At 72.0% G+C, this 22,636-nt stretch carries 22 protein-coding genes; 15 read left to right on the top strand and 7 right to left on the bottom strand.

From position 1 onward, the window contains the following. Positions 1-8: 8 nt before the first annotated feature. From PV350_RS21275 to PV350_RS21335, 13 genes are read left to right on the top strand one after another with little or no spacing between them, the layout of a single operon-like run. Entirely contained in the window at positions 9-1,550 is a 1,542-nt protein-coding gene (locus PV350_RS21275; RefSeq protein ID WP_499514536.1) for a right-handed parallel beta-helix repeat-containing protein, read from the top strand. A gap of 1 nt (position 1,551) precedes the next feature. Continuing rightward, the gene (locus PV350_RS21280; RefSeq protein ID WP_499514535.1) at positions 1,552-2,856 is read left to right on the top strand and encodes an O-antigen ligase family protein; all 1,305 of its coding nucleotides are present in this window, start codon (positions 1,552-1,554) and stop codon (positions 2,854-2,856) included. A 2-nt stretch (positions 2,857-2,858) separates the two neighbouring features. Beyond that, a complete protein-coding gene (locus PV350_RS21285) occupies positions 2,859-4,136 on the top strand; it encodes a glycosyltransferase (RefSeq protein ID WP_499514534.1) in 1,278 nt (425 codons plus the stop codon). Beyond that, positions 4,133-5,368 (top strand): class I SAM-dependent methyltransferase, encoded by a 1,236-nt coding sequence (locus tag PV350_RS21290; protein ID WP_500335406.1) that lies wholly within the window; start codon positions 4,133-4,135, stop codon positions 5,366-5,368. Before PV350_RS21285 ends, PV350_RS21290 begins: the two co-directional genes overlap by 4 nt. Continuing rightward, positions 5,365-6,159: a sugar phosphate nucleotidyltransferase gene (locus PV350_RS21295; protein WP_499514532.1), complete on the top strand. Its 795-nt coding sequence runs from the start codon at positions 5,365-5,367 to the stop codon at positions 6,157-6,159. The genes PV350_RS21290 and PV350_RS21295 overlap by 4 nt, the downstream gene beginning before the upstream one ends. Next, on the top strand, positions 6,156-6,803 hold the full coding sequence (locus tag PV350_RS21300) for a PIG-L deacetylase family protein (RefSeq protein ID WP_499514531.1): 648 nt from the start codon (positions 6,156-6,158) through the stop codon (positions 6,801-6,803). The genes PV350_RS21295 and PV350_RS21300 overlap by 4 nt, the downstream gene beginning before the upstream one ends. 3 nt (positions 6,804-6,806) lie before the next feature. Next, a complete protein-coding gene (locus tag PV350_RS21305; RefSeq protein ID WP_500335408.1) occupies positions 6,807-7,832 on the top strand; it encodes an NAD-dependent epimerase/dehydratase family protein in 1,026 nt (341 codons plus the stop codon). Continuing rightward, a complete protein-coding gene (locus PV350_RS21310; protein WP_500335410.1) occupies positions 7,820-9,103 on the top strand; it encodes a DUF4910 domain-containing protein in 1,284 nt (427 codons plus the stop codon). Before PV350_RS21305 ends, PV350_RS21310 begins: the two co-directional genes overlap by 13 nt. Beyond that, positions 9,100-10,407, top strand: coding sequence for a hypothetical protein (locus tag PV350_RS21315; protein WP_499514528.1), 1,308 nt, complete (start codon positions 9,100-9,102; stop codon positions 10,405-10,407). Before PV350_RS21310 ends, PV350_RS21315 begins: the two co-directional genes overlap by 4 nt. Beyond that, the gene (locus PV350_RS21320; protein WP_499514527.1) at positions 10,404-11,351 is read left to right on the top strand and encodes a glycosyltransferase family 2 protein; all 948 of its coding nucleotides are present in this window, start codon (positions 10,404-10,406) and stop codon (positions 11,349-11,351) included. Before PV350_RS21315 ends, PV350_RS21320 begins: the two co-directional genes overlap by 4 nt. Next, the gene (locus tag PV350_RS21325) at positions 11,348-12,598 is read left to right on the top strand and encodes a polysaccharide pyruvyl transferase family protein (protein ID WP_500335411.1); all 1,251 of its coding nucleotides are present in this window, start codon (positions 11,348-11,350) and stop codon (positions 12,596-12,598) included. Before PV350_RS21320 ends, PV350_RS21325 begins: the two co-directional genes overlap by 4 nt. Next, on the top strand, positions 12,595-13,146 hold the full coding sequence (gene rfbC, locus PV350_RS21330) for a dTDP-4-dehydrorhamnose 3,5-epimerase (RefSeq protein ID WP_499514525.1): 552 nt from the start codon (positions 12,595-12,597) through the stop codon (positions 13,144-13,146). Before PV350_RS21325 ends, rfbC begins: the two co-directional genes overlap by 4 nt. A gap of 7 nt (positions 13,147-13,153) precedes the next feature. Continuing rightward, on the top strand, positions 13,154-14,488 hold the full coding sequence (locus tag PV350_RS21335; RefSeq protein ID WP_499514524.1) for a glutamate-1-semialdehyde 2,1-aminomutase: 1,335 nt from the start codon (positions 13,154-13,156) through the stop codon (positions 14,486-14,488). Positions 14,489-14,495: 7 nt separating this feature from the next. Here PV350_RS21335 and PV350_RS21340 read toward each other — a convergent pair whose 3' ends face one another. From PV350_RS21340 to PV350_RS21355, 4 genes are all read right to left on the bottom strand, one after another. Continuing rightward, positions 14,496-15,200, bottom strand: a complete 705-nt coding sequence (locus PV350_RS21340; protein WP_500335413.1) for a phosphatase PAP2 family protein — start codon at positions 15,198-15,200, stop codon at positions 14,496-14,498. 136 nt (positions 15,201-15,336) lie between these two features. After that, entirely contained in the window at positions 15,337-15,459 is a 123-nt protein-coding gene (locus tag PV350_RS21345; protein ID WP_499514522.1) for a hypothetical protein, read from the bottom strand. Positions 15,460-15,642: 183 nt separating this feature from the next. Then, positions 15,643-16,995, bottom strand: coding sequence for a class I SAM-dependent RNA methyltransferase (locus PV350_RS21350; protein WP_500335415.1), 1,353 nt, complete (start codon positions 16,993-16,995; stop codon positions 15,643-15,645). Between the two features lie 77 nt (positions 16,996-17,072). Next, entirely contained in the window at positions 17,073-19,124 is a 2,052-nt protein-coding gene (locus PV350_RS21355; RefSeq protein WP_499514520.1) for an APC family permease, read from the bottom strand. Between the two features lie 137 nt (positions 19,125-19,261). On the opposite strand from PV350_RS21355, the gene PV350_RS21360 reads away from it, so the two are divergent. Further along, positions 19,262-19,930 (top strand): potassium channel family protein, encoded by a 669-nt coding sequence (locus PV350_RS21360; RefSeq protein WP_026251763.1) that lies wholly within the window; start codon positions 19,262-19,264, stop codon positions 19,928-19,930. Continuing rightward, the gene (locus PV350_RS21365) at positions 19,927-20,604 is read left to right on the top strand and encodes a potassium channel family protein (RefSeq protein WP_499514519.1); all 678 of its coding nucleotides are present in this window, start codon (positions 19,927-19,929) and stop codon (positions 20,602-20,604) included. Before PV350_RS21360 ends, PV350_RS21365 begins: the two co-directional genes overlap by 4 nt. Before the next feature lie 94 nt (positions 20,605-20,698). Here the strand turns inward: PV350_RS21365 and PV350_RS21370 are convergent, their stop codons facing one another. From PV350_RS21370 to PV350_RS21380, 3 genes are read right to left on the bottom strand one after another with little or no spacing between them, the layout of a single operon-like run. Then, on the bottom strand, positions 20,699-21,451 hold the full coding sequence (locus tag PV350_RS21370; RefSeq protein WP_500335417.1) for a DUF3159 domain-containing protein: 753 nt from the start codon (positions 21,449-21,451) through the stop codon (positions 20,699-20,701). Positions 21,452-21,454: 3 nt separating this feature from the next. After that, entirely contained in the window at positions 21,455-21,853 is a 399-nt protein-coding gene (locus tag PV350_RS21375) for an OB-fold nucleic acid binding domain-containing protein (RefSeq protein ID WP_499514517.1), read from the bottom strand. A gap of 39 nt (positions 21,854-21,892) precedes the next feature. Then, positions 21,893-22,576, bottom strand: coding sequence for a response regulator transcription factor KdpE (locus tag PV350_RS21380; protein WP_499514516.1), 684 nt, complete (start codon positions 22,574-22,576; stop codon positions 21,893-21,895). Between the last annotated feature and the right edge of the window lie 60 nt (positions 22,577-22,636).

Here is a 22,636-nt window from a genome sequence, read left to right on the forward strand (position 1 = left end):
GGGGACGCGTGGGATTCAAGTGGAGGCACGGGGCGTGGCCGGCGGCACCGCTGGCACTGGCCCTGCTGGCGGCGACCGCCTGTACGAGCACGCCGGACGACGCCCGGGCGGAGCCGACGCGTGCGCCCTCCACGTCCGGAGCGCCCTCCACGTCCGTGGCCCGGGTGTGCGCCAAGCCCGCGGCCGGGCCGGCGGAAGCGCCGACGGGCGCGGTGACGGTCGACCCCGGGGTGGTCGGCGACCTGGCCGAGAAGACCGAGAACAGCCCTCCGGGCACCACGTTCTGGCTTCGGCCGGGCACGCACACGCTCGACAAGGGCCGCTACGCCCAGGTCATCGCCAAGAAGGGGAACCGCTACCTCGGCGCGCCGGGCGCGGTGCTCGACGGCCGGAAGACCAACAACTACGCGTTCAGCGGCACTGCCCCCGACGTCACCATCAGCCATCTGACCGTGCAGCGTTTCGTCGCGCCGCACGACGAAGGCGTGGTCAACCACGACATGGCCGACGGGTGGGTGATCGAGCACACGACGATCCAGAACAACTCCGGCGCCGGGCTGATGGCCGGTGCCCGCCAACAGGTCCGGGCCAATTGCCTGCGCGACAACGGGCAATACGGAATGAACGCGTACAAGACCGGTGACACCATCCGCGACCTGGTGGTCGAGGGCAACGAGATCGTGGGCAACAACACCGACGACTGGGAGAAGCAGCGGCCAGGCTGCGGCTGCACCGGTGGCATCAAGTTCTGGGCCGTCAACGGCGCCGACGTCCGCGGCAACTGGGTGCACGACAACCGCGGCGCCGGGTTGTGGGCGGACAACAACAACAACGACTTCCGTATCGAGAACAACGTGCTCGAGGCCAACGACGGTGCCGCGCTGATCTACGAGACCAGCTACAACGCGGTCATCCGGAACAACACGATCCGGCGGAACAACTGGGTCGAGGGCCGCACATCCGCTGAAGCCGGCGACAGCTTCCCGTTCGCGACCATCTACCTGTCCGAGTCCGGCGGCGAGCCACGGGTCCGGGCCCGCACGGACAAGATCGAAATCTATCGGAACGTACTGACGGACAACTGGTCCGGGATCACCCTGTGGGAGAACGCCGACCGGTTCTGCAACAGCCCGGCCAACACCTCGGCCGGTGAATGCACCTTGCTGGTGCCGGACATCGCCCGCTGCGCGCAGCCGGCGATCGCCACCGCACCGCTCTACGACGACTGCCGGTGGAAGACCCAGCGGGTGGACATCCACGACAACCGCTTCATGCTGGACGCGGCCGTCGTCGGGTGCACGGTGCAGTGCGGCCGCATGGCGGTGCTGTCCAACTACGGCACCTATCCGGACTGGTCGCCGTACCAGGGCGAACGGGTGGCCGAGGCGATCACCGACAAGCAGCACAACCGCTGGCACGACAACGTCTACGTCGGGCCGTGGAGCTTCGTCGCCCACGACCCGAGCCGGACGCTCGACGTCTTGCAGTGGCAGGGCACGCCGTACCGGCAGGACACGGGCAGCACCTTCCGCCCACGGGCCGGTGGTTGAGATGGGCGGGGACATGACACCCGGTGGGCCGCGGGGCGGACCGGCCGCGGCGGGCACGTGGCCCGGCGCCGAACCGCGCCCTGCCGGCACGCCGAAGACCGTCGGGGTGGTCTGGGGGCTGCTGGTCCTCAACACGCTCGGCTCCGCCGGGGCGAAGACCATCATCCCGCTGCCCCGCTCCCTCATCCAGATGGCCACCATGGGTGCGCTGGTCGCCGCGTTCGCGCTGGCGCTCACGCTCAATCTCCGGCTGCGCATCCGGCCCAGCGCCTTCCTGCTCCTGCTCACCCTGCTGCTGGTGCCGAGCGTGATCTCCAGCGCGGACCTGGAGTCAGGGTTCGGCGCGCTGTTCCGCTGCGCCCGGTTCGCACTGTTCGTCGGCACACTGTGGCTGCTCAGCCGCTGGTGGGACGGCGGCCTGACGTTCGTCCGGTACCACATCCGGATGTACTTCGCGGTGCTCGCGTTGGTGATGGCCGGCCTGGTCATCTCACCGGGAGCGGCCATGCCCGAGCTCTACGGCGAGCGACTGGTCGGCGCGTTGTGGCCGCTCACCCCGCCGCAGATCGGACAGTACGCCGCGGTGATCATCGGGCTCACCGTGCTGCTCCTGCTGGGCCGCCGGACCGACAGGGCGGGCGCGGCGATGATCATCGTGCCGTCCCTCGTCCTGCTCGCGTTGACCCATACGCGGACGGCCACGGTCGGCCTGCTCCTCGGGTTGGCGTTGGCGATCGGCTCGCTCGTCCTGACCAGCGCCGCCGCCCGCCGGTTCTTCGCCTGGGCGGTGCTGTGCGCCACCGTGGCCGCGGTGGGGTTCGCCTCCGCGCTACAGGCGTGGTTCCTGCGCGGACAGAGCCAGGAGAACTTCACCAGTCTCACCGGTCGGGCCAAGGTCTGGGACGCCCTGCTGGCAGCGCCCCGGACGACCGCGGAGAAGTTGTTCGGCATGGGTCTGGGCGACAAGTCGTTCGGCGGGCTGCCGATCGACAACAGCTGGCTGGCCGTTTACAACGAGCAGGGTCTGATCGGCGTCACCCTCGTGGCGGCGTTCATCCTCGTGCTGGGCGGTGTCGCGTTGCTGCGGCCACCGTCGCTGCCGAGGGCCTGCGCGATCTTCCTGATCAGCTACGTCGCGATCTCGTCGTACACCGAGGCCGGGCTGGGCGACGCCTCACCGTACCTGCTGCATCTGGCCCTGGCCGCCTCGCTGCTGGCGGCACCTGCCGCGGCCACGCCCCTGACGACGCCCGCTGTCCCCCGGCGACGTATCCCTCGCTGGGCCCGGGATCGGGAGGTGACCTGACCATGCACGTCCTCGTGGTGCACAACCGCTACTCCTCGGCGCAGCCGAGCGGGGAGAACAGGGTCGTCGATGAGGAGGTGGGGCTGCTGCGCGAAGCCGGCCACCGGGTCGAGGTGTTCGAGCGCCGCAGCGACGACATCGCCACCCGGTCCCTGCTGGGCAAGGTCGCGGTGCCGCTGCTGGTGCCATGGAATCCGGCGGTCCGCGCGGAGCTCGCCGGCCGGCTTCGCACCGAGCGGCCGGACGTGGTGCACGTCCACAACGTCTTCCCGCTCCTGTCGCCCGCGGTGCTGGCCGCCTGCGCCGACGCCGGCGTGCCCGTCGTCGCCACGCTGCACAACTACACCCAGGTCTGCCCGCCCGGCACGCTGCAGCGGGACGGCCGGCTGTGCACCGAGTGCGTCGGGTCGGCGGCGCCGCTGCCCGCCGTCCGGCACGGCTGCTACCGGAACTCCCGGCTGGCGACGGTGCCGCTCGCGGTCAGCCTGTCGGTCAACCGGCGCCGGTGGTGGTCCGGCGTGGACCGGTTCTTCTGCATCTCCGCGGCCCAGCGCGACGTCCTGGTGCGGTCCGGCATGCCGCCCGAGCGGCTGGCGGTGAAGCACAACTTCGTGCCCGACCCGGGCGCCTGCCGGGCCGGCGTCGGCGAGCAACTGCTCTTTCTCGGCCGGCTCGCGGAGAGCAAGGGCGTGCACCTGCTCATGGCCGCGTGGGACGAGATCGCAGCGAGCGGCGGTGTGGGCGTGCCGCTCGTGATCGCCGGCGCGGGGCCGCTGGAGCGGGACGTGACCACCTGGGCGGCGGGCCGGGACGACGTGCGGTACGTCGGCCTGCTTGACCCGGCAGAGTGCCGGCAGCTCGTCGCGCGGTCGGTCGCCGTGGTGGCTCCCTCGATGGCCCTGGAGACGTTCGGCCTGGTGGTCGCGGAAGCCATGGCGGCGGGGGTCCCGGCCGTCGCGGCCGGTCACGGCGCCTTCGTCGAACTCGTCGAGGACGGGGTGACCGGGCTGCTGCACCAGCCGGGCGAGGCCGCCTCGCTCGCGTCGTGCCTGCGCCGGATCACGGCCGATCCGGCCGGCAACCGGGAGATGGGCCAGGCGGCCCGGCGCCGTTACGAGCAGGGTTTCAGTCCGGCCGTCGGGCTGGAGCGTCTGGTGGAGGGGTACCGGGCCGCGATCGCGGCTCGGTCCGGCGGCGGGGACAGCGCGCCGCCGGCAGGAACGGAAACGCTGGCTCGCGGTGGGGACACCCGCGCGGGCAGGGATGGGGGCAGTAGATGACACGATGCCGACTCTGCGGCTCGACGGCGCTGGCGAGCGTCGTCGACCTGGGGGCGACCCCGCCGTGCGAGAGCTTCCTCGCCGCGGACCAACTCGACCGACCGGAACCGGCGTACCCGCTGCACCTGCGGGTCTGCACCGACTGCTGGCTCGCGCAGATCCCGCCGCTGATCACGCCGGAGGAGACGTTCAAGGAGTACGCGTACTTCTCCTCCTACTCCACCTCCTGGGTGGAGCACGCGCGCACGTTCGTCGCCGGTGCCGTGAAGCGGCTGGGTCTGGGCCCCGAAGCCTTCGTGGTCGAGGTCGCGAGCAACGACGGGTACCTGCTGAAGCACGTGGTGGACCGGGGGATCCGCTGCCTCGGCATCGAGCCGTCGGTGAACGTCGGCGGCGCGGCGCGGGGCGCGGGCGTACCCACGCTCACGGAGTTCCTGAGCCCGGAGACCGGCGCGGCCGTCCGCGCGGAGCACGGCCCGGCGGACCTGGTCGTGGCCAACAACGTGTACGCGCACATCCCCGACGTCGTCGGGTTCACCCAGGGGCTGCGCGCCCTGGTCGCCGACGACGGCTGGGTCTCCATCGAGGTGCAGCACCTGCTGACGCTGATCGAGGAGAACCAGTACGACACGATCTACCACGAGCACTTCCAGTACTACACGGTCGCGTCCGCGATCCGGGCGCTGGCCAGCGGCGGACTCACGCTCGTGGACGTCGAGCTGCTGCCCACGCACGGCGGCTCGATCCGGCTGTGGGCCCGGCCGTCCGAGGTGGCCGGCGAGCCGACGCAGCGGGTGGCCGACGTGCTGGCCCAGGAGAAGGCCGCCGGGCTGCAGGAGTTGTCGGGGTACACCGAGTTCTCCGCCCGGGTGGCCAAGGTGCGCCGGGACCTCCTGCGGTTCCTCGTCGAGGCGGCCGAACGCGGCGAGACGGTCGTCGGCTACGGCGCCCCGGGCAAGGGCAACACCCTGCTCAACCACTGCGGCATCCGGCCCGACCTGCTCGCCTACACGGTCGACCGCAACCCCTACAAGCACGGCAGGTTCACCCCGGGCACCCGCATCCCGATCCTGCCGCCCGAGCAGATAGCCGCCGACAAACCCGACTGGGTCCTCGTCCTCCCGTGGAACCTGCGGGCCGAGCTGGTCGAGCAGCTGTCCTTCGTGCACGACTGGGGCGGCCGCCTTGTCTTTCCCATCCCGGAACTGAGCATTGTCGAGGTCGAGTCATGAAGGTCGTCCTGTTCTGCGGCGGTTACGGGATGCGGATGCGCAACGGCGTCTCCGACGACGTGCCCAAGCCGATGGCGATGGTCGGCCCGCGTCCGCTGATCTGGCACGTCATGCGCTACTACGCGCACTTCGGGCACAAGGAGTTCATCCTGTGCCTCGGGTACGGGGCGCACCACATCAAGAACTTCTTCCTCAACTACGAGGAGACGACGTCCAACGACTTCGTGCTGCGGGGCGGCAGGACCGAGCTGCTGTCCACCGACATCGCCGACTGGACGATCACGTTCGCGCAGACCGGCATCGAGTCCCCGATCGGGGAGCGGCTGCGCCGGGTGCGGCACCACCTGGACGGTGACGAGATGTTCCTCGCCAACTACGCCGACGTGCTCACCGACGCCCCGCTGCCGGAGATGATCGACCGGTTCGCCGCGCGCGACGCAGGGGCGTCGATGATGGTGGTGCCACCCCAGTCCTCCTTCCACTGCGTGGAGTTGGGCGAGGACGGCCTGGTGGGGGGCATCACCGCGGTGAGCGACCTGCCGATGTGGGAGAACGGCGGCTACTTCGTGCTCCGGCAAGAGGTCTTCGACCACATACCGGAGAACGGGGACCTGGTCGCCGACGGATGCGCCCAACTGGCCAAGCGCGGCCGGCTGGTGGCACACCGGCACCGCGGCTTCTGGAAGCCGACCGACACCGTGAAGGAGCGGGCCGCGCTCGACGACGCCTACGCCAGGGGCGACCGCCCGTGGGCCGTGTGGGAACAGGGCGCCGGAATGAGGACCGCATGATCCGGCTCAGCGCCGGGCACCCGGACCGGATCGTCGCGGTGGGCGCGCACTGCGACGACATCGCCATCGGCGCCGGCGGCACGCTGCTGACCCTGTGCCGCGCGCGGCCGGGCATCCGCGTCGACGCGCTGGTGCTCTCCGGCGGCGGCAGCGAGCGGGAGCAGGAGGAGCAGGCCGCGCTCGCCGCCTTCTGCCCCGGTGCCGACCTGCGGCTGACCGTGCTCAAGCTGCCGGACGGCCGGCTGCCCGCGCACTGGGAGGAGGCCAAGGCCGCGGTCGAGGAGCTGCGCGAGCGGACCGAGCCGGATCTGATCCTCGCGCCGCGTACCGATGACGCGCACCAGGACCACCGCGGCCTGGCGCAGTTGCTGCCCACCGCGTTCCGCGACCACCTCGTGCTCGGCTACGAGATCGTCAAGTGGGACGGCGACCTCGGCCGGCCGTCGGCGTACCAGCCGCTGTCGCCGGAGACCGCCGAGCAGAAGGTGCGGCTGCTGCAGGAGCACTACCCCTCGCAGCGGCACCGGCCCTGGTACGACCGGGAAGCCTTCCTCGGCCTTGCGCGGATCCGCGGCATCGAATGCCACGCGCGCTACGCCGAGGCGTTCGCCGTCACCAAACTCACTCTCGACCTGGGGGAATGAACCTTGCGCGTACTGCTGACCGGACACCAGGGCTACCTGGGCACCGTGATGGCCCCGGTCCTGGCGGCCGCCGGGCACGAGGTCGTCGGTCTCGACGCCGGCCTGTTCGCCGACTGCGTGCTGGGCCCGGCGCCCGCGGACCCGTCGGGGCACCGGGTGGACCTGCGCGACGTCACGGCCGACCACGTGGCCGGGGTGGACGCCGTGATCCACCTGGCCGCGCTCTCCAACGACCCGCTGGGATCGCTGGCGCCGGAACTCACCTACGACATCAACCACCAGGCCTCCGTGCACCTGGCCCGGCTGGCCCGCGACGCCGGGGTGCGGCGCTTCCTGTACGCGTCGACCTGCTCCGTCTACGGCGCCGCCGGCGGCGACAACCTGGTGACCGAGGACGCCCCGCTGCGCCCGGTGACGCCGTACGCGGAGTCCAAGGTGCGCGTGGAGGACGACCTGCACGAGCTGGCCGACGGCGACTTCACCCCGGTGTTCATGCGCAACGCCACCGCCTTCGGCTACTCGCCCCGGCTGCGCGCCGACATCGTGCTGAACAACCTGGTGGGCCACGCACTCCTGTCCGGCGAGGTCCTCGTGCTGTCCGACGGCACCCCATGGCGCCCGCTGGTGCACGCCGCCGACATCGCACGGGCCTTCACGGCCGCGCTGACCGCGCCGCGCGAGGCGGTGCACGACCGCGCGTTCAACATCGGCAGCGAGGTCAACAACGTCACGGTCGCCGAGATCGCCGAGCAGGTCGCCGAGGCGGTGTCCGGCGCGAAGGTGGTGATCACGGGCGAGACCGGTGCCGACCCGCGGTCGTACCGGGTGGACTTCTCCCGGTTCCGCGCCGCGATCCCCGGCTTCGACTGCGAGTGGACGGTCAAGCAGGGCGCGCTCGAACTCGCCGATGCCTACCGGAAGTTCGACCTGACCCGGGAGGACTTCGAGCAGCGCTTCACCCGGCTCGCCGTGCTGCGCGCGGCGTCCGACGCCGGCGAGGTCGACGACACCCTGCGGTGGCGCCGATGACCGCAGTCGGCGAGGAGATGCACGCGCTGGTGGAGCGGCTGTACCCGCTGTGCCGCAGCATCACCGGCGACGGTGTGCGCGCCACCCTGGAGATCGTCGGCGAGTACGTCCCGCTGCAGGTGCACGAGGTGCCGACCGGCACGCAGGTGCTCGACTGGACGGTGCCGCAGGAGTGGAACATCCGTGACGCGTACGTCGCCGACGCCGACGGCAACCGGGTCGTCGACTTCGCCGCGTCGAGCCTGCACGTGCTCGGCTACAGCGTGCCGGTGTCGGCGACCATGCCGCTGACCGAGCTGCGCTCGCATCTGCACACCCTGCCGGAGCACCCGGCCTGGGTGCCGTACCGCACCAGCTACTACAAGCCGGAATGGGGATTCTGCCTGGCGCAGGAGACCCTGGACGGGCTGCCGGACGGCGAGTACGAGGTCCGTATCGACTCCACGCTCGCGGACGGTCACCTCACCTACGCCGAGCACGTGGTCCCGGGGCAGGTCCCCGACGAGGTGATCGTCTCCTGCCACGTCTGCCACCCGTCGCTGGCCAACGACAACCTCGCCGGCATCGCGGTGGCGACGTTCCTGGCCCGCGCGCTGGCACAGGGGACGCCGTACTACACCTACCGGTTCATCTACGCGCCCGGCACCATCGGGGCGATCACCTGGCTGGCCCGCAACGCGGAGCGGGTGGACCGGGTCAAGCACGGGCTCGTGCTGGCCTGCGCCGGCGACCCGGGCCGGCTGACGTACAAGCAGAGCAGACGCGGCGACGCGGAGATCGACCGGGTCATGCGGCATGTCCTGGCCACCTCCGAACGGCCGCACCACGTCAAGGAGTTCACCCCGTACGGCTACGACGAGCGGCAGTACTGCTCGCCCGGGTTCGACCTCGGCGTGGGATCGCTCAGCCGGACCCCGTACGCCGGGTACCCCGAGTACCACACCTCGGCGGACAACCCGGACTTCGTCTCCCCGGAGGCGATGGCGGACACCCTCGCGGTCTGCCGCGAGGCGTTCGCCGTGCTCGACCGCAACCGGCGGTACGTCAACCTCAGCCCCTACGGCGAGCCACAGCTGGGCCGGCGCGGGTTGTACGACTCGCTCGGCGGCCGCAGCGACGCGCAGCAGGCACAGATGGCCATGCTCTGGGTGCTCAGCCTCTCCGACGGCGAGCGCAGTCTGCTGGACGTCGCCGAGCGGTCCGGGCTGCCGTTCGACACCGTCGCCGCCGCGGCCGGCGCCCTGCACGACGCCGGGCTGATCAAGGCATGACACCGATGACCACCGAGGGGGAGAATCCGCGGATGACGGCGCCACCGGCCGGGTCCGCCAGACGGGCCCTGGTCGGCCGGCTGTCCTGGGGACTGGCCGACCAGGCGGCCTCCAGCGTGAGCAACTTCGTGGTGGGCGTCTACGTGGCCCGCTCGCTGGGGGTGACCGCGTTCGGCGTGTTCAGCCTCGCCTGGGTGACGTACGGCGTGGTGCTCAACGTCTCCCGCGGGCTGGCCACCGATCCGCTCGTGGTGCGCTTCAGCGGCGTACCGGACGCGTCCTGGCGCGGGGCGGTGGCCCGGTCGACGGGTACCGCACTCGGCGTCGGTGCGGCCATCGGCGCGGCGTGCCTGGTGGCCGGGCTCGGTCTCGGCGGCCGGGTGGGGCCCGCGTTCGCCGCCCTTGGTGTCGCGTTGCCGGGGCTGCTGCTCCAGGACGCCTGGCGGTTCGCGTTCTTCGCCGCCGGCACCGGGCGGAAGGCGTTCGTCAACGACGTCGTATGGGGTGTCGCCCTCGTCCCGGCCATGGTGGTGGCGGCCCGAGCGGGCAGCGTGGCGGCCTTCGTGCTCGCCTGGGGCGCGTCCGCCACGGTGGCGGCCGGTTACGGCTACCTCCAGTCCGGCATCCGGCCCCGGCTGACCGAAGCGCGCGGGTGGCTCCGCGAGCAGCGCGACCTCGGCTACCGGTACCTGGTCGAGAACGTCAGCCTCAGCGGTGCGAGTCAACTGCGGGCGTACGGGCTCGGCGCGATCGTCGGGGTGAGCGCGGTGGGTGCGGTGCGGGGCGCAGAGCTCCTGCTCGGCCCGTTCCTGGCGGTGCTCATGGGGCTTTCGCTGGTCACCGTCCCGGAGGCGGCCCGGGTGCTACGGCGGGCCCCGCACCGGCTCGGCACGTTCTGCCTCCTGCTGGGCGGGGGGCAGGCCGCCGCCGCTCTGCTCTGGGGCTCGGCGCTGCTGCTGATCCCCGGCCGGCTCGGCGAGCTGGTGCTCGGCGGAGTCTGGCACTCCGCCTCGCAGCTCATCGTGCCGGTCACCCTCGGCGTCGCCGGCGCGGGTCTCGGCACCGGCGCGGCAGCCGGGCTGCGCGCGCTCGGCGCGGCCCGGCGCAGTCTGCGCTGCCAGCTGTTCGCCTCCGCCTGCTACGTCGGCGGCGGGCTCGGCGGGGCGGCCGCCGCCGGCACGGTCGGCTCGGCCTGGGGCGTCGCCGCCGCGACCGTCAGCGGCTCGGCCGTGTGGTGGCTGCAACTGCGGTCCGCCCTGCGCGAGCACCACCGCGATCCCATCCCCGAAGTGAGGACCTCATGACCGCCCAACCCAGGCTGAGCATCGGCCTGCCCGTGTACAACGGCGAGGAGTACCTGGCCGAGTCGCTCGACGCCCTGCTCGGCCAGACCTACGAGGACTTCGAGCTGGTCATCTCCGACAACGCCTCGACCGACGGGACGCAGGACATCTGCCGCAGTTACCTCGCGCAGGACTCACGCATCCGCTACCTCCGGCTGCCCCGGAACATCGGCGCCGCCCCGAACCACAACCACGTGTTCACCGAGTGCCGCGGCGAGCTGTTCAAGTGGGCCTCGCACGACGACCTGTACGCCCGGGACCTGCTGCGGCGCTGCGTGGAGGCGCTGGACGAACGGCCGGACGTGATCCTCGCGCACGCCGACCAGGCGGTCATCGACGCCGACGGCAAGGTGAAGGTCCCGTACGAGTACACGCTCGCCACCGACTCGCCGCACGCGCCGGAGCGATTCCGCAGCATGCTGTTCGAGCCCGGCGGCGACGACTTCTACGGGGTGATGCGGGCCGACGTGCTGCGCCGGGTGAAGCCGCACGACAGCTACCACCACGCGGACCGCACGTTCGTCGCCGAGATCGGCCTGCACGGCCCCTTCCACCAGGTGCCGGAGCTGCTGTACTTCCGCCGCGACCACCCCACCCGCGCCGAGCGGGCGAACCCGTCCAAGCGCTCCCGGTGCGTCAACCTGGACCCGCGCCGGGCCGGCTTGCTGCACCCGACGCCCCGGCTGCTCGCCGAGTACGTGTGGGGCTTCGTCGCGGCGATCCGGCGGGCGCCGTTGTCCCCGGCCGACCGGCGCGCGTGCTACCGGCACCTGTCCGCGTGGATGACCAGCCGGGTCCGGCCGGGCGCCGGCGAGCGGGTCGAGGACCGCGCCCCGGTCGACCCGGACCGGCTCACCGTCTCCGTCGACGCCCTCGTCGCCGGCCGTGAGGGGAGGCGGGCATGACGGCCGCGGCCGGGGCCCCGGTGCGCGTCGGGATGTTCGGCCTGCTCGGCTCGGGCAACCTCGGCAACGACGGATCGCTCGAGGCCGTGCTCGGGTACCTGCGCGCCGAACACCCGGACGCGGTCGTGGACGCGCTGTGCGGCGGTCCCGAGGCCGTGACGACCCGGTTCGGGATCCCCGCGACGCGGCTGCACTGGTACCGCGGGGAGTACCGGACCGCCTCGCGTGCGGGCGCGGTCGCGGGGAAGGGCCTGGGCAAACTCGTCGACGTCTTCCGCACCGCCGCCTGGGTGCGCCGGCACGACGTGGTGATCGTCCCGGGCATGGGCGTCCTGGAGGCCACGCTGCCGCTGCGGCCGTGGGGCTTCCCGTACTCGCTGTTCCTGCTCTGCGCCGGTGGCCGGTTGCTGCGCACCCGGGTGGCGCTGGTCAGCGTCGGCGCCGCGGCGATCGGCGACCGGCCGACCCGGGCCCTGGTGCGCTGGTCGGCGCGGCTGGCCGCCTACCGGTCGTACCGGGACGCGCAGTCCCGCGACGCGATGCGGGCGATGGGCGTGGACACCGCGCGCGACGAGGTCTACCCGGACCTCGCGTTCGCCCTGCCGACGCCGCAGTCGGGCGGACCCGACAAGCTCTCAGTCCCGCCGGCGCCGCCGGGCCCGGTCTGCGTCGGCGTCATGGACTTCCACGGCGGCAACGACGATCGCGCCCGGGCCGACGAGATACACCGGCGCTACCTCGACGGGACGATCCGGTTCGTCCGCGCGCTCGTCGAGGAGGACCGGGCCGTCCGGCTGCTCACCGGTGACGAGTGCGACACGTCGGTGGTCGCCGCGATCCTCGACGCGGTGGACTCGCCGCTGGTCACCGCCGCCGAGCCGTCCTCACTGGCCGACCTGATGAAGGAGATGGCGGCTGCCGACACCGTGGTGGCGGTTCGCTACCACAACCTGATCTGCGCGCTGAAGACCGGTACGCCGGTGCTCGCCCTCAGCTACGCGGCGAAGAGCGACGCGCTCATGGCGGAGATGGGCCTCGGCGCGTACTGCCACCCGGCGCGCGAGGTCGACGCCGACCGGCTGCTCGAACAGTTCCGTGCGCTGGAGAAGCGTTCGGCCGAGCTGCGGCGGACCCTCACCGAGCGGAACCTGGCCGCCGCCCTGCGACTCCAGCACCAGTTCCACTCCCTGACCGCGGCCCTGTTCCCCGCGGCCGGCCACACCCACACCTCGCGGAAGGCCCCATGAAGGCGACCCAAGTCCCGGAGATCACCGGCGCGTACCTCTTCGAACCGACGCCGTACGCCGACGAACGCGGCTTCTTCTGCCGCACCTTCGACGCCGACGTGGTCCGCTCGGTGGGACTCGACCCGGACTCCTTCGTCCAGGACAGCCTGTCCCGCTCGGTCCGGGGCGTGCTGCGCGGCCTGCACCTGCGCTCCGGCGCCGGCGAGGCCAAGCTGGTGCGGTGCTCGTACGGGAGGATCTTCGACGTCGTCGTGGACCTGCGGCCGGACTCGCCGACGTACCGCAACCGGGCCACCTTCGAGCTGTCCGGCCAGACGCAGGTGACCCTCTACATCCCGGCGGGGTGCGCGCACGGCTTCCAGGCGCTGACCGACACCGCCGACACCTCGTACCGGATCGACCGCCCGCACGATCCGGCCGAGGACGTGACGATCGCCTTCGACGACCCGGAGCTCGCCATTGCCTGGCCGCTGCCGGTCACATCGATGTCCCAGCGGGACCGGGAGGCGCCGAGCCTCGCCGAGGTCCTCAAGCACCTGGAAGGTTGAGGTCGTCGTGTACACCGAAGACACCGGAGAGTTCCTCCTGCCCCGGTCGCAGATGGCGAACGAGCGGCTGCACGCCATGATCCCCGGGGGCGCGCACACCTACGCCAAGGGCGACGACCAGTACCCCGAGAACCTGGCCCCGGTCATCAGTCACGGCCACGGTGCCCACGTGTGGGACGTCGACGGCAACCGCTACGTCGAGTACGGCTCCGGCCTGCGGTCGGTCAGCCTCGGCCACGCCCACCCACGCGTGATCGAGGCGGTGCGCCGGGAACTCGACCGCGGCAGCAACTTCGTGCGGCCGTCCATCGTGGAGGTCGAAGCCGCGGAACGCTTCCTGGCCACGGTGCCGACCGCCGAGATGGTGAAGTTCGCCAAGAACGGCTCGGACGCCACCACCGCCGCGGTGCGCCTCGCCCGCGCCGCCACCGGGCGCCCGCGGGTGGCCCTCTGCGCCGACCATCCGTTCTTCTCCGTCGACGACTGGTTCATCGGCACCACGCCGATGTCCGCCGGTGTCCCGGCGGCGTCCAACGAGCTCACCGTGGCGTTCCCTTACGGGGACCTGGCCGCCACGGAGGAGCTGCTCACCCGGTACCGGGACGAGGTCGCCTGTCTGATCCTCGAACCCGCCACCCACACCGAGCCGCCGCCGGGGTACCTCGCCGGCCTGCGCGAGCTGGCCGACCGGCACGGCTGCGTACTGATCTTCGATGAGATGATCACCGGCTTCCGCTGGTCCGAGGCGGGCGCCCAGGGCCTGTACGGCGTCGTCCCCGACCTCTCCACGTTCGGCAAGGCGCTGGGCAACGGATTCGCCGTCTCCGCGCTGGCCGGGCGCCGCGATCTGATGGAGCGGGGCGGGCTGCGGCACTCCGGCGACCGGGTGTTCCTGCTGTCCACCACGCACGGTGCGGAGACGCACTCCCTGGCAGCCGCGATGGCCGTGCTCACCACCTACGTCGAAGAGGGCGTCACCGCGCGGCTGCACACCCTGGGCGAGCGGTTGGCCGCCGGTGTCCGCGACGCCGCGGCCGCCATGGGCGTCGGCGACCACATCGTCGTCCGGGGCCGGCCCAGCAACCTGGTCTTCGCCACCCTCGACGAGAAGCTGCAGCCCTCGCAGGAGTACCGCACCCTGTTCCTGCACCGGCTCCTCGCCGGCGGGGTGCTGGCCCCGTCGTTCGTGGTGAGCAGCGCGCTCAGCGACGCCGACATCGATCACACCGTCGACGTGGTGGCCCGGGCATGCGCGGTGTACAGGAAGGCACTGGACGCCGCCGACCCCACCCCCTGGCTTACCGGACGACCGGTGAAACCCGTGTTCCGCCGCCTGGCGTGACGGAGCGTCAGCGACGCTCCAGCCGACCGGCGTCGGCCATCTCACCGGCCGCCCCGTCGGCCGTCCCGTCGCCCAGCCGGTCGGCCATCCGGTCGACCAGCCAGGCGGTCGCCGGTACCACGGCCAGCGCGGTGCACCCACCGCCGAGGGCGTCGGTCGGGTAGTGCGCGCCCAGGGTGACCTGCGCCCAGCCCATGGCAGCGCCGGCGACCAGCGCCGCGGCGAGCACGAGTGACGTGCCGCCTGCCCTGCGGAGGCCGAGCCGGTCGGCGGCGAGCAGCGCCACCGCGAGGGCGAGCGCGGTGGCGAAGGCGGTGTGCCCGCTCGGGTAGGACAGGTTCGCGCCGTGGATGGTGCGACCCACCACGGACTTGAGCAGCGTCGTCGTCCCCACGGTCAGGCCGGCGCCCGCGACGACGAGCACCGCCGCGCGAGGACGCCGAAGTAGCAGGCAGCCCGTCACGGTGGCCACGAGCAGCATCACCGCTCCCCCGGGCTCCCCCAAGAAGTCCGTGGCCAGAGCGACGTTCCGCCACGGCGCCCGCACACCGTCCACTGCCGCCATGATCCGCGCGTCCACCGTGCTGGGCTCGCTGTCGCCCGCATACAGGACCCCGAGCGCAAGGACCATCAGCGCGGCGAGGGCCGCGATCGGCCCGAGCCACCCACGCAGCGACGGAGGCAGCACCGCGGGCCCCGGCCGGCGGTTCACCCGCCCACCGGGTGGTCCGGACCCGCGCCGCGGGCCCCTACGTGGTGACGGTCGATCCGGGCGCCCCGCACGTCGTCACGGACCGTCCGGCGGATGCGACGCACCTCGCTGCCGGCCGCCGACCCGGCCGGGATCGTCAGTCGCACGGGTTGCGCACGGCTCGACCGGGCACGATGACCAGCACGTCGAGCACGAACGGAGCCGGGCCGGCGTCCTGGCCCGCTCCGGCCTGCGGCTCCTGCCGGCGCCAACTCCCCACCAACGACCCCCCGTCGTATCCGGCGTGGCCCTCGCGGGAGCCATCAGCCCGTGCGGCCCACCCTAACCAACAACACGGTCGCGGCAAACCGCCGTCGGGGCGGCCGCGGGTCAACACTCGGCGAAGACCAGGGTGTTGTCACCCTCCTGCCGGCCTCGACGTGGGCCGGGGCACGTCGTCCGCTCAGACGGCCTCTCGCACCGGTTCCAGGATGGCCACGCACTCCACGTGGTGCGTCATCGGGAAGAGGTCGAACGCACGCATACGCCGCGGGGCGTACCCGGCCGCGGCGAAGTAGCCGAGGTCGCGGGCGAGGGCGGCGGGGTCGCAGGCGACGTAGGCGATGCGGCGGGGGCCGAGGGAGGCGACGTGCTCCACGGTGGCGCGGCCGGCGCCGGTGCGGGGCGGGTCGAGGACGACGAGGTCGGCCTCGGTGATCCCGGTGCGCGGCAGTACGGACTCGACCTTGCCCTGCTCGATGCGGACGCGGTCGAAGTCGGCCAGGTTGTGCCGGGCGTCCTCCACGGCGCGCTTGCCGGACTCGATGCCGAGCACCGCGCCGGTCTCGCCGACCCGCTCGGCGAGGGCGCCCGCGAACAGGCCCACGCCGCAGTAGAGGTCCAGTGCGGTCTCGCCCTTGCGCGGCATGAGGCCCTGCATGACGGCCTCGACCAGGAGCCCGGGGGCCTGCGGGTGGACCTGCCAGAAGCCGCCGGAGCCGACGCGCCAGGTGCGGTCGATCGCGCGCTCACGCACGAAGCCGCGGCCGTGCACGCGGTGGACGCCGTCCTGCTCGTCGACGCGCAGGACGGAGACGGGACGGTCCAGCTCGACCAGGGGCAGCCGGCCGCCGGGGCGGGGGGTGAGGATCACCTGGCGGTCGGAGGAGCCGGTGGCGGCGATGGCCTCGACCGAGGCGATGCCGGACCAGTCGCGGGACTCCACGCCCAGCTCGGAGACGCCGGGAGCGGCGATCAGGCAGCGGTCGATGCGCTCGACCTCGTGCGAGCGGTGGCGGCGCAGCCCCGCGTGGCCCTCGGTGTCGACCGCGTACTGGACGCGGGTGCGCCAGGCCGGGACCTCACCCTTGGCGACCTTGTCGCCCGGGGCGGGCTCCACGGTGCCGTCCCAGCCGGCCTCCTCGGGGGTGAGGTGGGCGAGCCGCTGCAGCTGCTCGGTGATCACCTGCACCTTGAGCCGCCGCTGCGCGCCGGGGGCGGCGTGCTGCCAGTCGCAGCCGCCGCACTTGCCGGGGCCGGAGAACGGGCAGGGCGCCTCCACGCGGTCCGGGGAGGCCTCCAGGACCTCCACGGCGTCGGCGCGCAGGAAGCGCGAGTCCGGGCCGCCCTCGGTGATCTCGGCGATGACCCGCTCGCCGGGGAGCGTGTGCCGGACGAAGATCACCTGCGGCCGGTCGTGGCCCGGCAGGACCGTCCTCGCGATGCAGTGGCCGCCGTGCGCCACCGGGCCGACCTCGACCTCGTAGCGCTCGCCGACGAGGGCGTCGGCCTCAGGGGCCTTCGTACGGTGCTGCATGACGGAACAGGCTCCTGGGGGCAGGGGGCGGGGAAGGACGGCAGCTCACCAGTCTACGGCCCGCCGCCGCCCCGGGTTCACGCCCGCCCGCTGGGCTCCCGGCGCCGCTTGGACGGCCCCGCCTCGCCGCGGCGCACGGAGCCCGGCGCGTTCCACTCGGCGCCCTTGCGGGCCCGCTGCTTGGCGCGCTCGGAGGACTCCAGCTGCCAGGGCACGGAGGTCACCATGACGCCGGGGGTGAACAGCAGCCGGCCCTTGAGCCGCAGCGCGCTCTGGTTGTGCAGCAGGTGCTCGTACCAGTGGCCGACCACGTACTCCGGGATGAAGATCGACACGACGTCGCGCGGGCTGCTGCGGCGCAGGCTCTTGACGTAGTCGATGATCGGCCGGGTGATCTCGCGGTACGGCGAGTCCAGCACCTTCAGCGGCACCTCGATGCCGCGGCGGTGCCACTCGGCCTGCAGCGCCTTGGTGTCGGCCGGGTCCACGTTGATGCTGAGCGCCTCCAGGGTGTCCGACCGGAAGAGCTTGGCGTACGACAGGGCCCGAAGGGTCGGCTTGTGCACCTTGGAGACCAGGACGATGGAGTGCACGCGGGAGGGCTTGACCTCCTCCTCGCTGCGCTCCTCTGCGGCCGCGAGTTCGCTGGAGACCCGGTCGTAGTGGCGCCGGATGGCCGTCATCATGCCGTAGAAGAGGACCATGCCCAGGACGGCGACCCAGGCGCCGTGCGTGAACTTGGTCAGCAGCACGACGACGAGGACGAGCCCGGTGAAGAAGGCGCCGAAGGTGTTGATCGCCCGGGAGCGGACCATGTGGCGGCGCACGGCGGGGTCGGTCTCGGTCGCCAGGTGCCGGTTCCAGTGCCGGACCATGCCGATCTGGCTGAGCGTGAAGGAGACGAAGACGCCGACGATGTACAGCTGGATCAGCCGCGTCGAGTCGGCCCCGTAGATGTAGACCAGCACGCACGCGAAGGCGGCGAGCAGCACGATGCCGTTGCTGAAGGCGAGCCGGTCGCCGCGGGTGTGCAGCTGGCGCGGCAGGTAGCGGTCCTGGGCGAGGATCGAGCCGAGCACGGGGAAGCCGTTGTACGCGGTGTTGGCGGCCAGGAACAGCACCAGCGCCGTGGCCCCGGCCAGGAAGATGAAGGGGATCGACCCGTCGCCGAAGACGGCGGAGGCGACCTGGGCGATCACCGGGTCCTGGGTGTAGCCGGGGCCGACCGGCTTGCCGTTCACCAGCAGGTCGGCGGCCGGGTTCTCGGCCATGCGCACGTTGGTGTTGAGGGCGAGCGCGATGATGCCGCAGAACATGGTCACGGCGAGGACGCCCATCAGCGCCAGGGTCGTCGCGGCGTTCTTGGACTTCGGCTTGCGGAAGGCGGGCACGCCGTTGCTGATCGCCTCGACGCCGGTGAGCGCGGCACAGCCGGAGGAGAAGGCGCGCAGCAGGAGGAAGACGAGCGCGAAGCTCGCGAGTCCGGTGTGCTCGGCTTTGATCGTGTAGCCGGCGGTCGGCGCGTGCATCTCGTCGCCGCTCGCGATCCGGAAGATCCCCCAGGCCAGCATGCAGAAGACGCCGAAGACGAAGGCGTAGGTGGGGATGGCGAAGATCGTGCCCGATTCACGCACGCCGCGCAGGTTCATCAGCATGAGCAGGACGATCATGCCGATGGCGCCCAGCACCTTGTGCTCGACGAAGAACGGCACGGCGGAGCCGAGGTTCTCCACGCCGGAGGCGACCGACACGGCCACGGTGAGGACGTAGTCGACCAGCAGCGCGCTGGCCACGGTGAGCCCGGCGCGCGGGCCGAGGTTGGTCGTCGCGACCTCGTAGTCGCCACCGCCGGAGGGGTAGGCGTGCACGTTCTGCCGGTACGAGGCGACGACGGTGAACATCAGCACGACGACCGCGACCGCGATCCAGGGGCTGAAGTGGTAGGCCGACACTCCGGCGATCGACAGGACCAGGAGCACCTCTCCGGGCGCGTACGCCACGGAGGACAGCGGGTCGGAGGCGAAGACGGGGAGCGCGAGCCTCTTCGGGAGGAGCGTCTCTCCGAGCCTGTCGCTGCGGAGCGCCCGCCCGATCAGGATCCGTTTCGGAAGGTCGGTCAGTTTGGACACCCCGCGATGTTAGAGGATCGTCAAGATTTCCGATCCCCCGCCCACCTATCAAGGGCTTACGTGCGTGTGTAGCTTTGGGCGCGGTCTGAGACCCTGAGGGGGATCGGCCGGAATTGTTGACAGCCGGAAGGACGGTCGTGCACGTCGTGATTATGGGGTGTGGGCGAGTGGGTTCCACTCTCGCGCACTCCCTTGAGCAGCAAGGTCATACAGTGGCCGTGATCGACCAGGACCCGACGGCGTTCCGCCGCCTGGGCTCCGGGTTCAGCGGACGCCGCGTGACCGGGGTCGGATTCGACCAGGACACGCTGCGCGAGGCCGGCATCGAGGAGGCGGGCGCCTTCGCGGCCGTCAGCAGCGGTGACAATTCCAACATCATCGCAGCCCGGGTGGCCCGGGAGATGTTCGGGATCGAGAACGTCGCCGCCCGGATCTACGACCCCCGGCGGGCGGAGGTGTACCAGCGCCTGGGCATCCCCACCGTCGCCACCGTCCGCTGGACGGCCGACCAGATGCTGCGCCGGCTGTTGCCGTCCGGCGCGGAGCCGCTGTGGCGCGACCCGAGCGGGGGTGTGCAGCTCGCCGAGGTGCACACGGACACCGCCTGGGTGGGCCACAAGATCAGCAGGCTCCAGGAGGAGACCGGAGTGCGCGTGGCGTTCCTCACCCGGCTGGGCGAGGCGATGCTCCCCACGTCGGAGACGGTCCTGCAGGAAGGCGACCTGGTGCATGTGATGATGCGCACGGGCGAGGTCGAACAGGTCGAGGCGGCGTTCGCCAAGGGGCCCGAGGAGGCGCACCGATGAGGGTCGCCATTGCCGGGGCCGGGGCCGTGGGCCGCTCGATCGCGGGTGAGCTGCTGGAGAACGGCCACGAGGTCCTGCTGATCGACAAGAACCCGACCTCGATCTCGGTGGAGCGGGTGCCCCAGGCCGAGTGGCTGCTGGCCGACGCCTGCGAGATCACGTCGCTGGACGAGGCCGCGCTGCAGCGTTGCAACGTGGTGATCGCCGCCACGGGCGACGACAAGGTCAATCTGGTCGTCTCGCTGCTCGCCAAGACCGAGTACGGCGTCCCGCGGGTCGTCGCGCGGGTGAACAACCCCAAGAACGAGTGGCTGTTCAACGAGGCCTGGGGCGTGGACGTGGCCGTCTCCACCCCGCGCCTGATGTCGGCGCTGGTGGAGGAGGCGGTGAGCGTCGGCGACCTCGTCCGGCTGATGCGCTTCAGCCAGGGCGACGCGAACCTGGTCGAGCTGACCCTCCCGGAGGAGGCCGCCCTGGTGGGCACCCGGGTCGGGGAGGTCGCCTGGCCGGAGGACACCTCGCTGGTCACGATCATCCGCGGCCACCGCGTGCTCACCCCGTCCAAGGACGACGCGCTCGAGGCGGGCGACGAGCTGCTGTTCGTCGCGGCCCCGCACCGCGAGGAGCAGCTGGAGGACCTGCTCTCGGTGCGCAGCGCCGAGGCCGGTGCGTAGGGCGTAGGACGTCCGGGCCGTACGACGAGGGGCGGCCGGAACCCGTGGGTTCCGGCCGCCCCTCGTGCGTTCGCCGTCGGCGCGGGGCGCCGGCTCAGCGGTTGGCGGCCTCCTCGGCGGCGCGCTCGGCCTTCTCGGCCCGCTCGGCCTCCTCCATCTCCGCGATCACGTCGATCGGCGGCGGCGCCTTGGCCAGGAAGATCCAGGTCAGGTAGACGCAGAGCAGGAACGGCGGGATGCCGAGGGCGACCTTGACCCAGCCGAGCTGGGTGGCGTTCCCCCAGAAGTAGAGCGGGAAGAGGATCGCCGACTTGACGAGCAGGATGACGCCCCAGGCCCAGGTGGCCTTGGTGTACGCGACGAGCCGGCCCGGGTTCCGCGTCCGCCAGGACAGGTTCTCCTTGAGGATCGGGCCGAGCAGCAGTCCGATCAGCGGGTACTTCACCAGCGCGGAGACCACGTAGGCGACCGCGAGCCCGAGGGTGTAGAGCATGCCGGGCAGGTAGAAGTTCTTCGCGTCGCCGGACATCATCGCGAACACCGCACCGAAGGCGACGCCGAAGACGCCGCTGAAGGCGTGCTTGAGGGTCTGCCGGCGCACCAGGCGGGCCAGTGCCAGCACCAGCGACAGGCCCAGGGCGGCGATGGCCGCGACGTGGATGTCCCGGTTGATCGTGTAGATCAGGACGAAGACGAGGCCGGGCACCGTCGTGTCGATCATGCCCCAGACGCCGCCGAAGGCCTCCAGGAGCGCATGGTCGGCGGCCGCCTTCGAGGCGGCCGCGTCCTGCTCCGGCCCGTGCTCGGTCGTGGGCTGTGCCCCGGTCCGCTTGTCGATCGACGCCACCGGCTACTCCTGTCCGACCGGACGCAACTCGTACTTGGGATTGAACAGCACCGGACGGCCGCGGTTCATGGAGATCCGCCCCGACGCGATGATCCTGCGGCCCGGCTCGATGCCGACGATGCTGCGCCGGCCCAGCCACACCACGTCCAGCGGTGCGGAACCGTCGAACAGCTCGGCCTCCAGGGCGGGCACGCCGGCCCGCGGCCGCAGGGTGACAGCGCGTAGTGTACCGGTCACGGTCACTATGTCGCGATCGGAGCAGTCGCAGATCCGGGTGCACCCGACGTCCGCGGTGTCCTGCCGCAGCTCGTCGGAGTGCAGCTCCTCCTGGGAGCTGGACAGTCGGTCGAGCATCCTGCGGAAGCGGCCGGCAGGCCGGTCCGAACGGGTGGTACCACTCATACCTGGAAGGGTACCGGGCCCGGGTGAACGGATCACCGATCACTTCTCGAAGCGGTAGCCCATGCCCGGCTCGGTGATGAAGTGCCGCGGGTGCGCGGGGTCGGCCTCCAGCTTGCGCCGCAACTGCGCCATGTAGACCCGCAGGTAGTTGCTCTCGGTGCCGTAGGACGGGCCCCAGACCTCCTGGAGCAGCTGTTTCTGGCTGACCAGACGGCCGGTGTTGCGGACCAGGACCTCCAGCAGGTGCCACTCGGTGGGCGTGAGCCGGACGTCGGCGCCGTCGCGGTTGACCTTCTTGGCGGCGAGGTCGACGGTGAAGGACTCGGTCTCCACGGTCGCGGCGCCGTCCTCGGGGCCACCGGGCGTGGCGCGGCGGACGGCGGCGCGCAGCCGGGCCAGCAGCTCGTCCATGCCGAAGGGCTTGGTGACGTAGTCGTCGGCGCCCGCGTCGAGGGCCTCGACCTTCTCGTCGGAGGCCTGGCGGGCGGAGAGCACGATGATCGGCACCCGGGTCCAGCCGCGCAGTCCGCGGATCACCTCGACACCGTCCATGTCGGGCAGGCCGAGGTCGAGCACGATGACGTCGGGGTGGCGGGCGGCGGCGAGCTGCAGCGCGGTCGCGCCGTCGTGGGCGGCGTCGACCTCGTACTTGCGGGCCCGCAGGTTGATCACGAGAGCGCGCACGATCTGCGGCTCGTCGTCGACCACGAGCACCCGGTTCATGGAGCCTGCCTTTCCTTCTCGGTGAGGGGGGTGGAGCGGGGGTGCGGTGCGGGCACGGTC

It is taken from the genome of Streptomyces sp. PA03-6a (assembly GCF_033792765.1).
Lineage (GTDB): Bacteria > Actinomycetota > Actinomycetes > Streptomycetales > Streptomycetaceae > Actinacidiphila.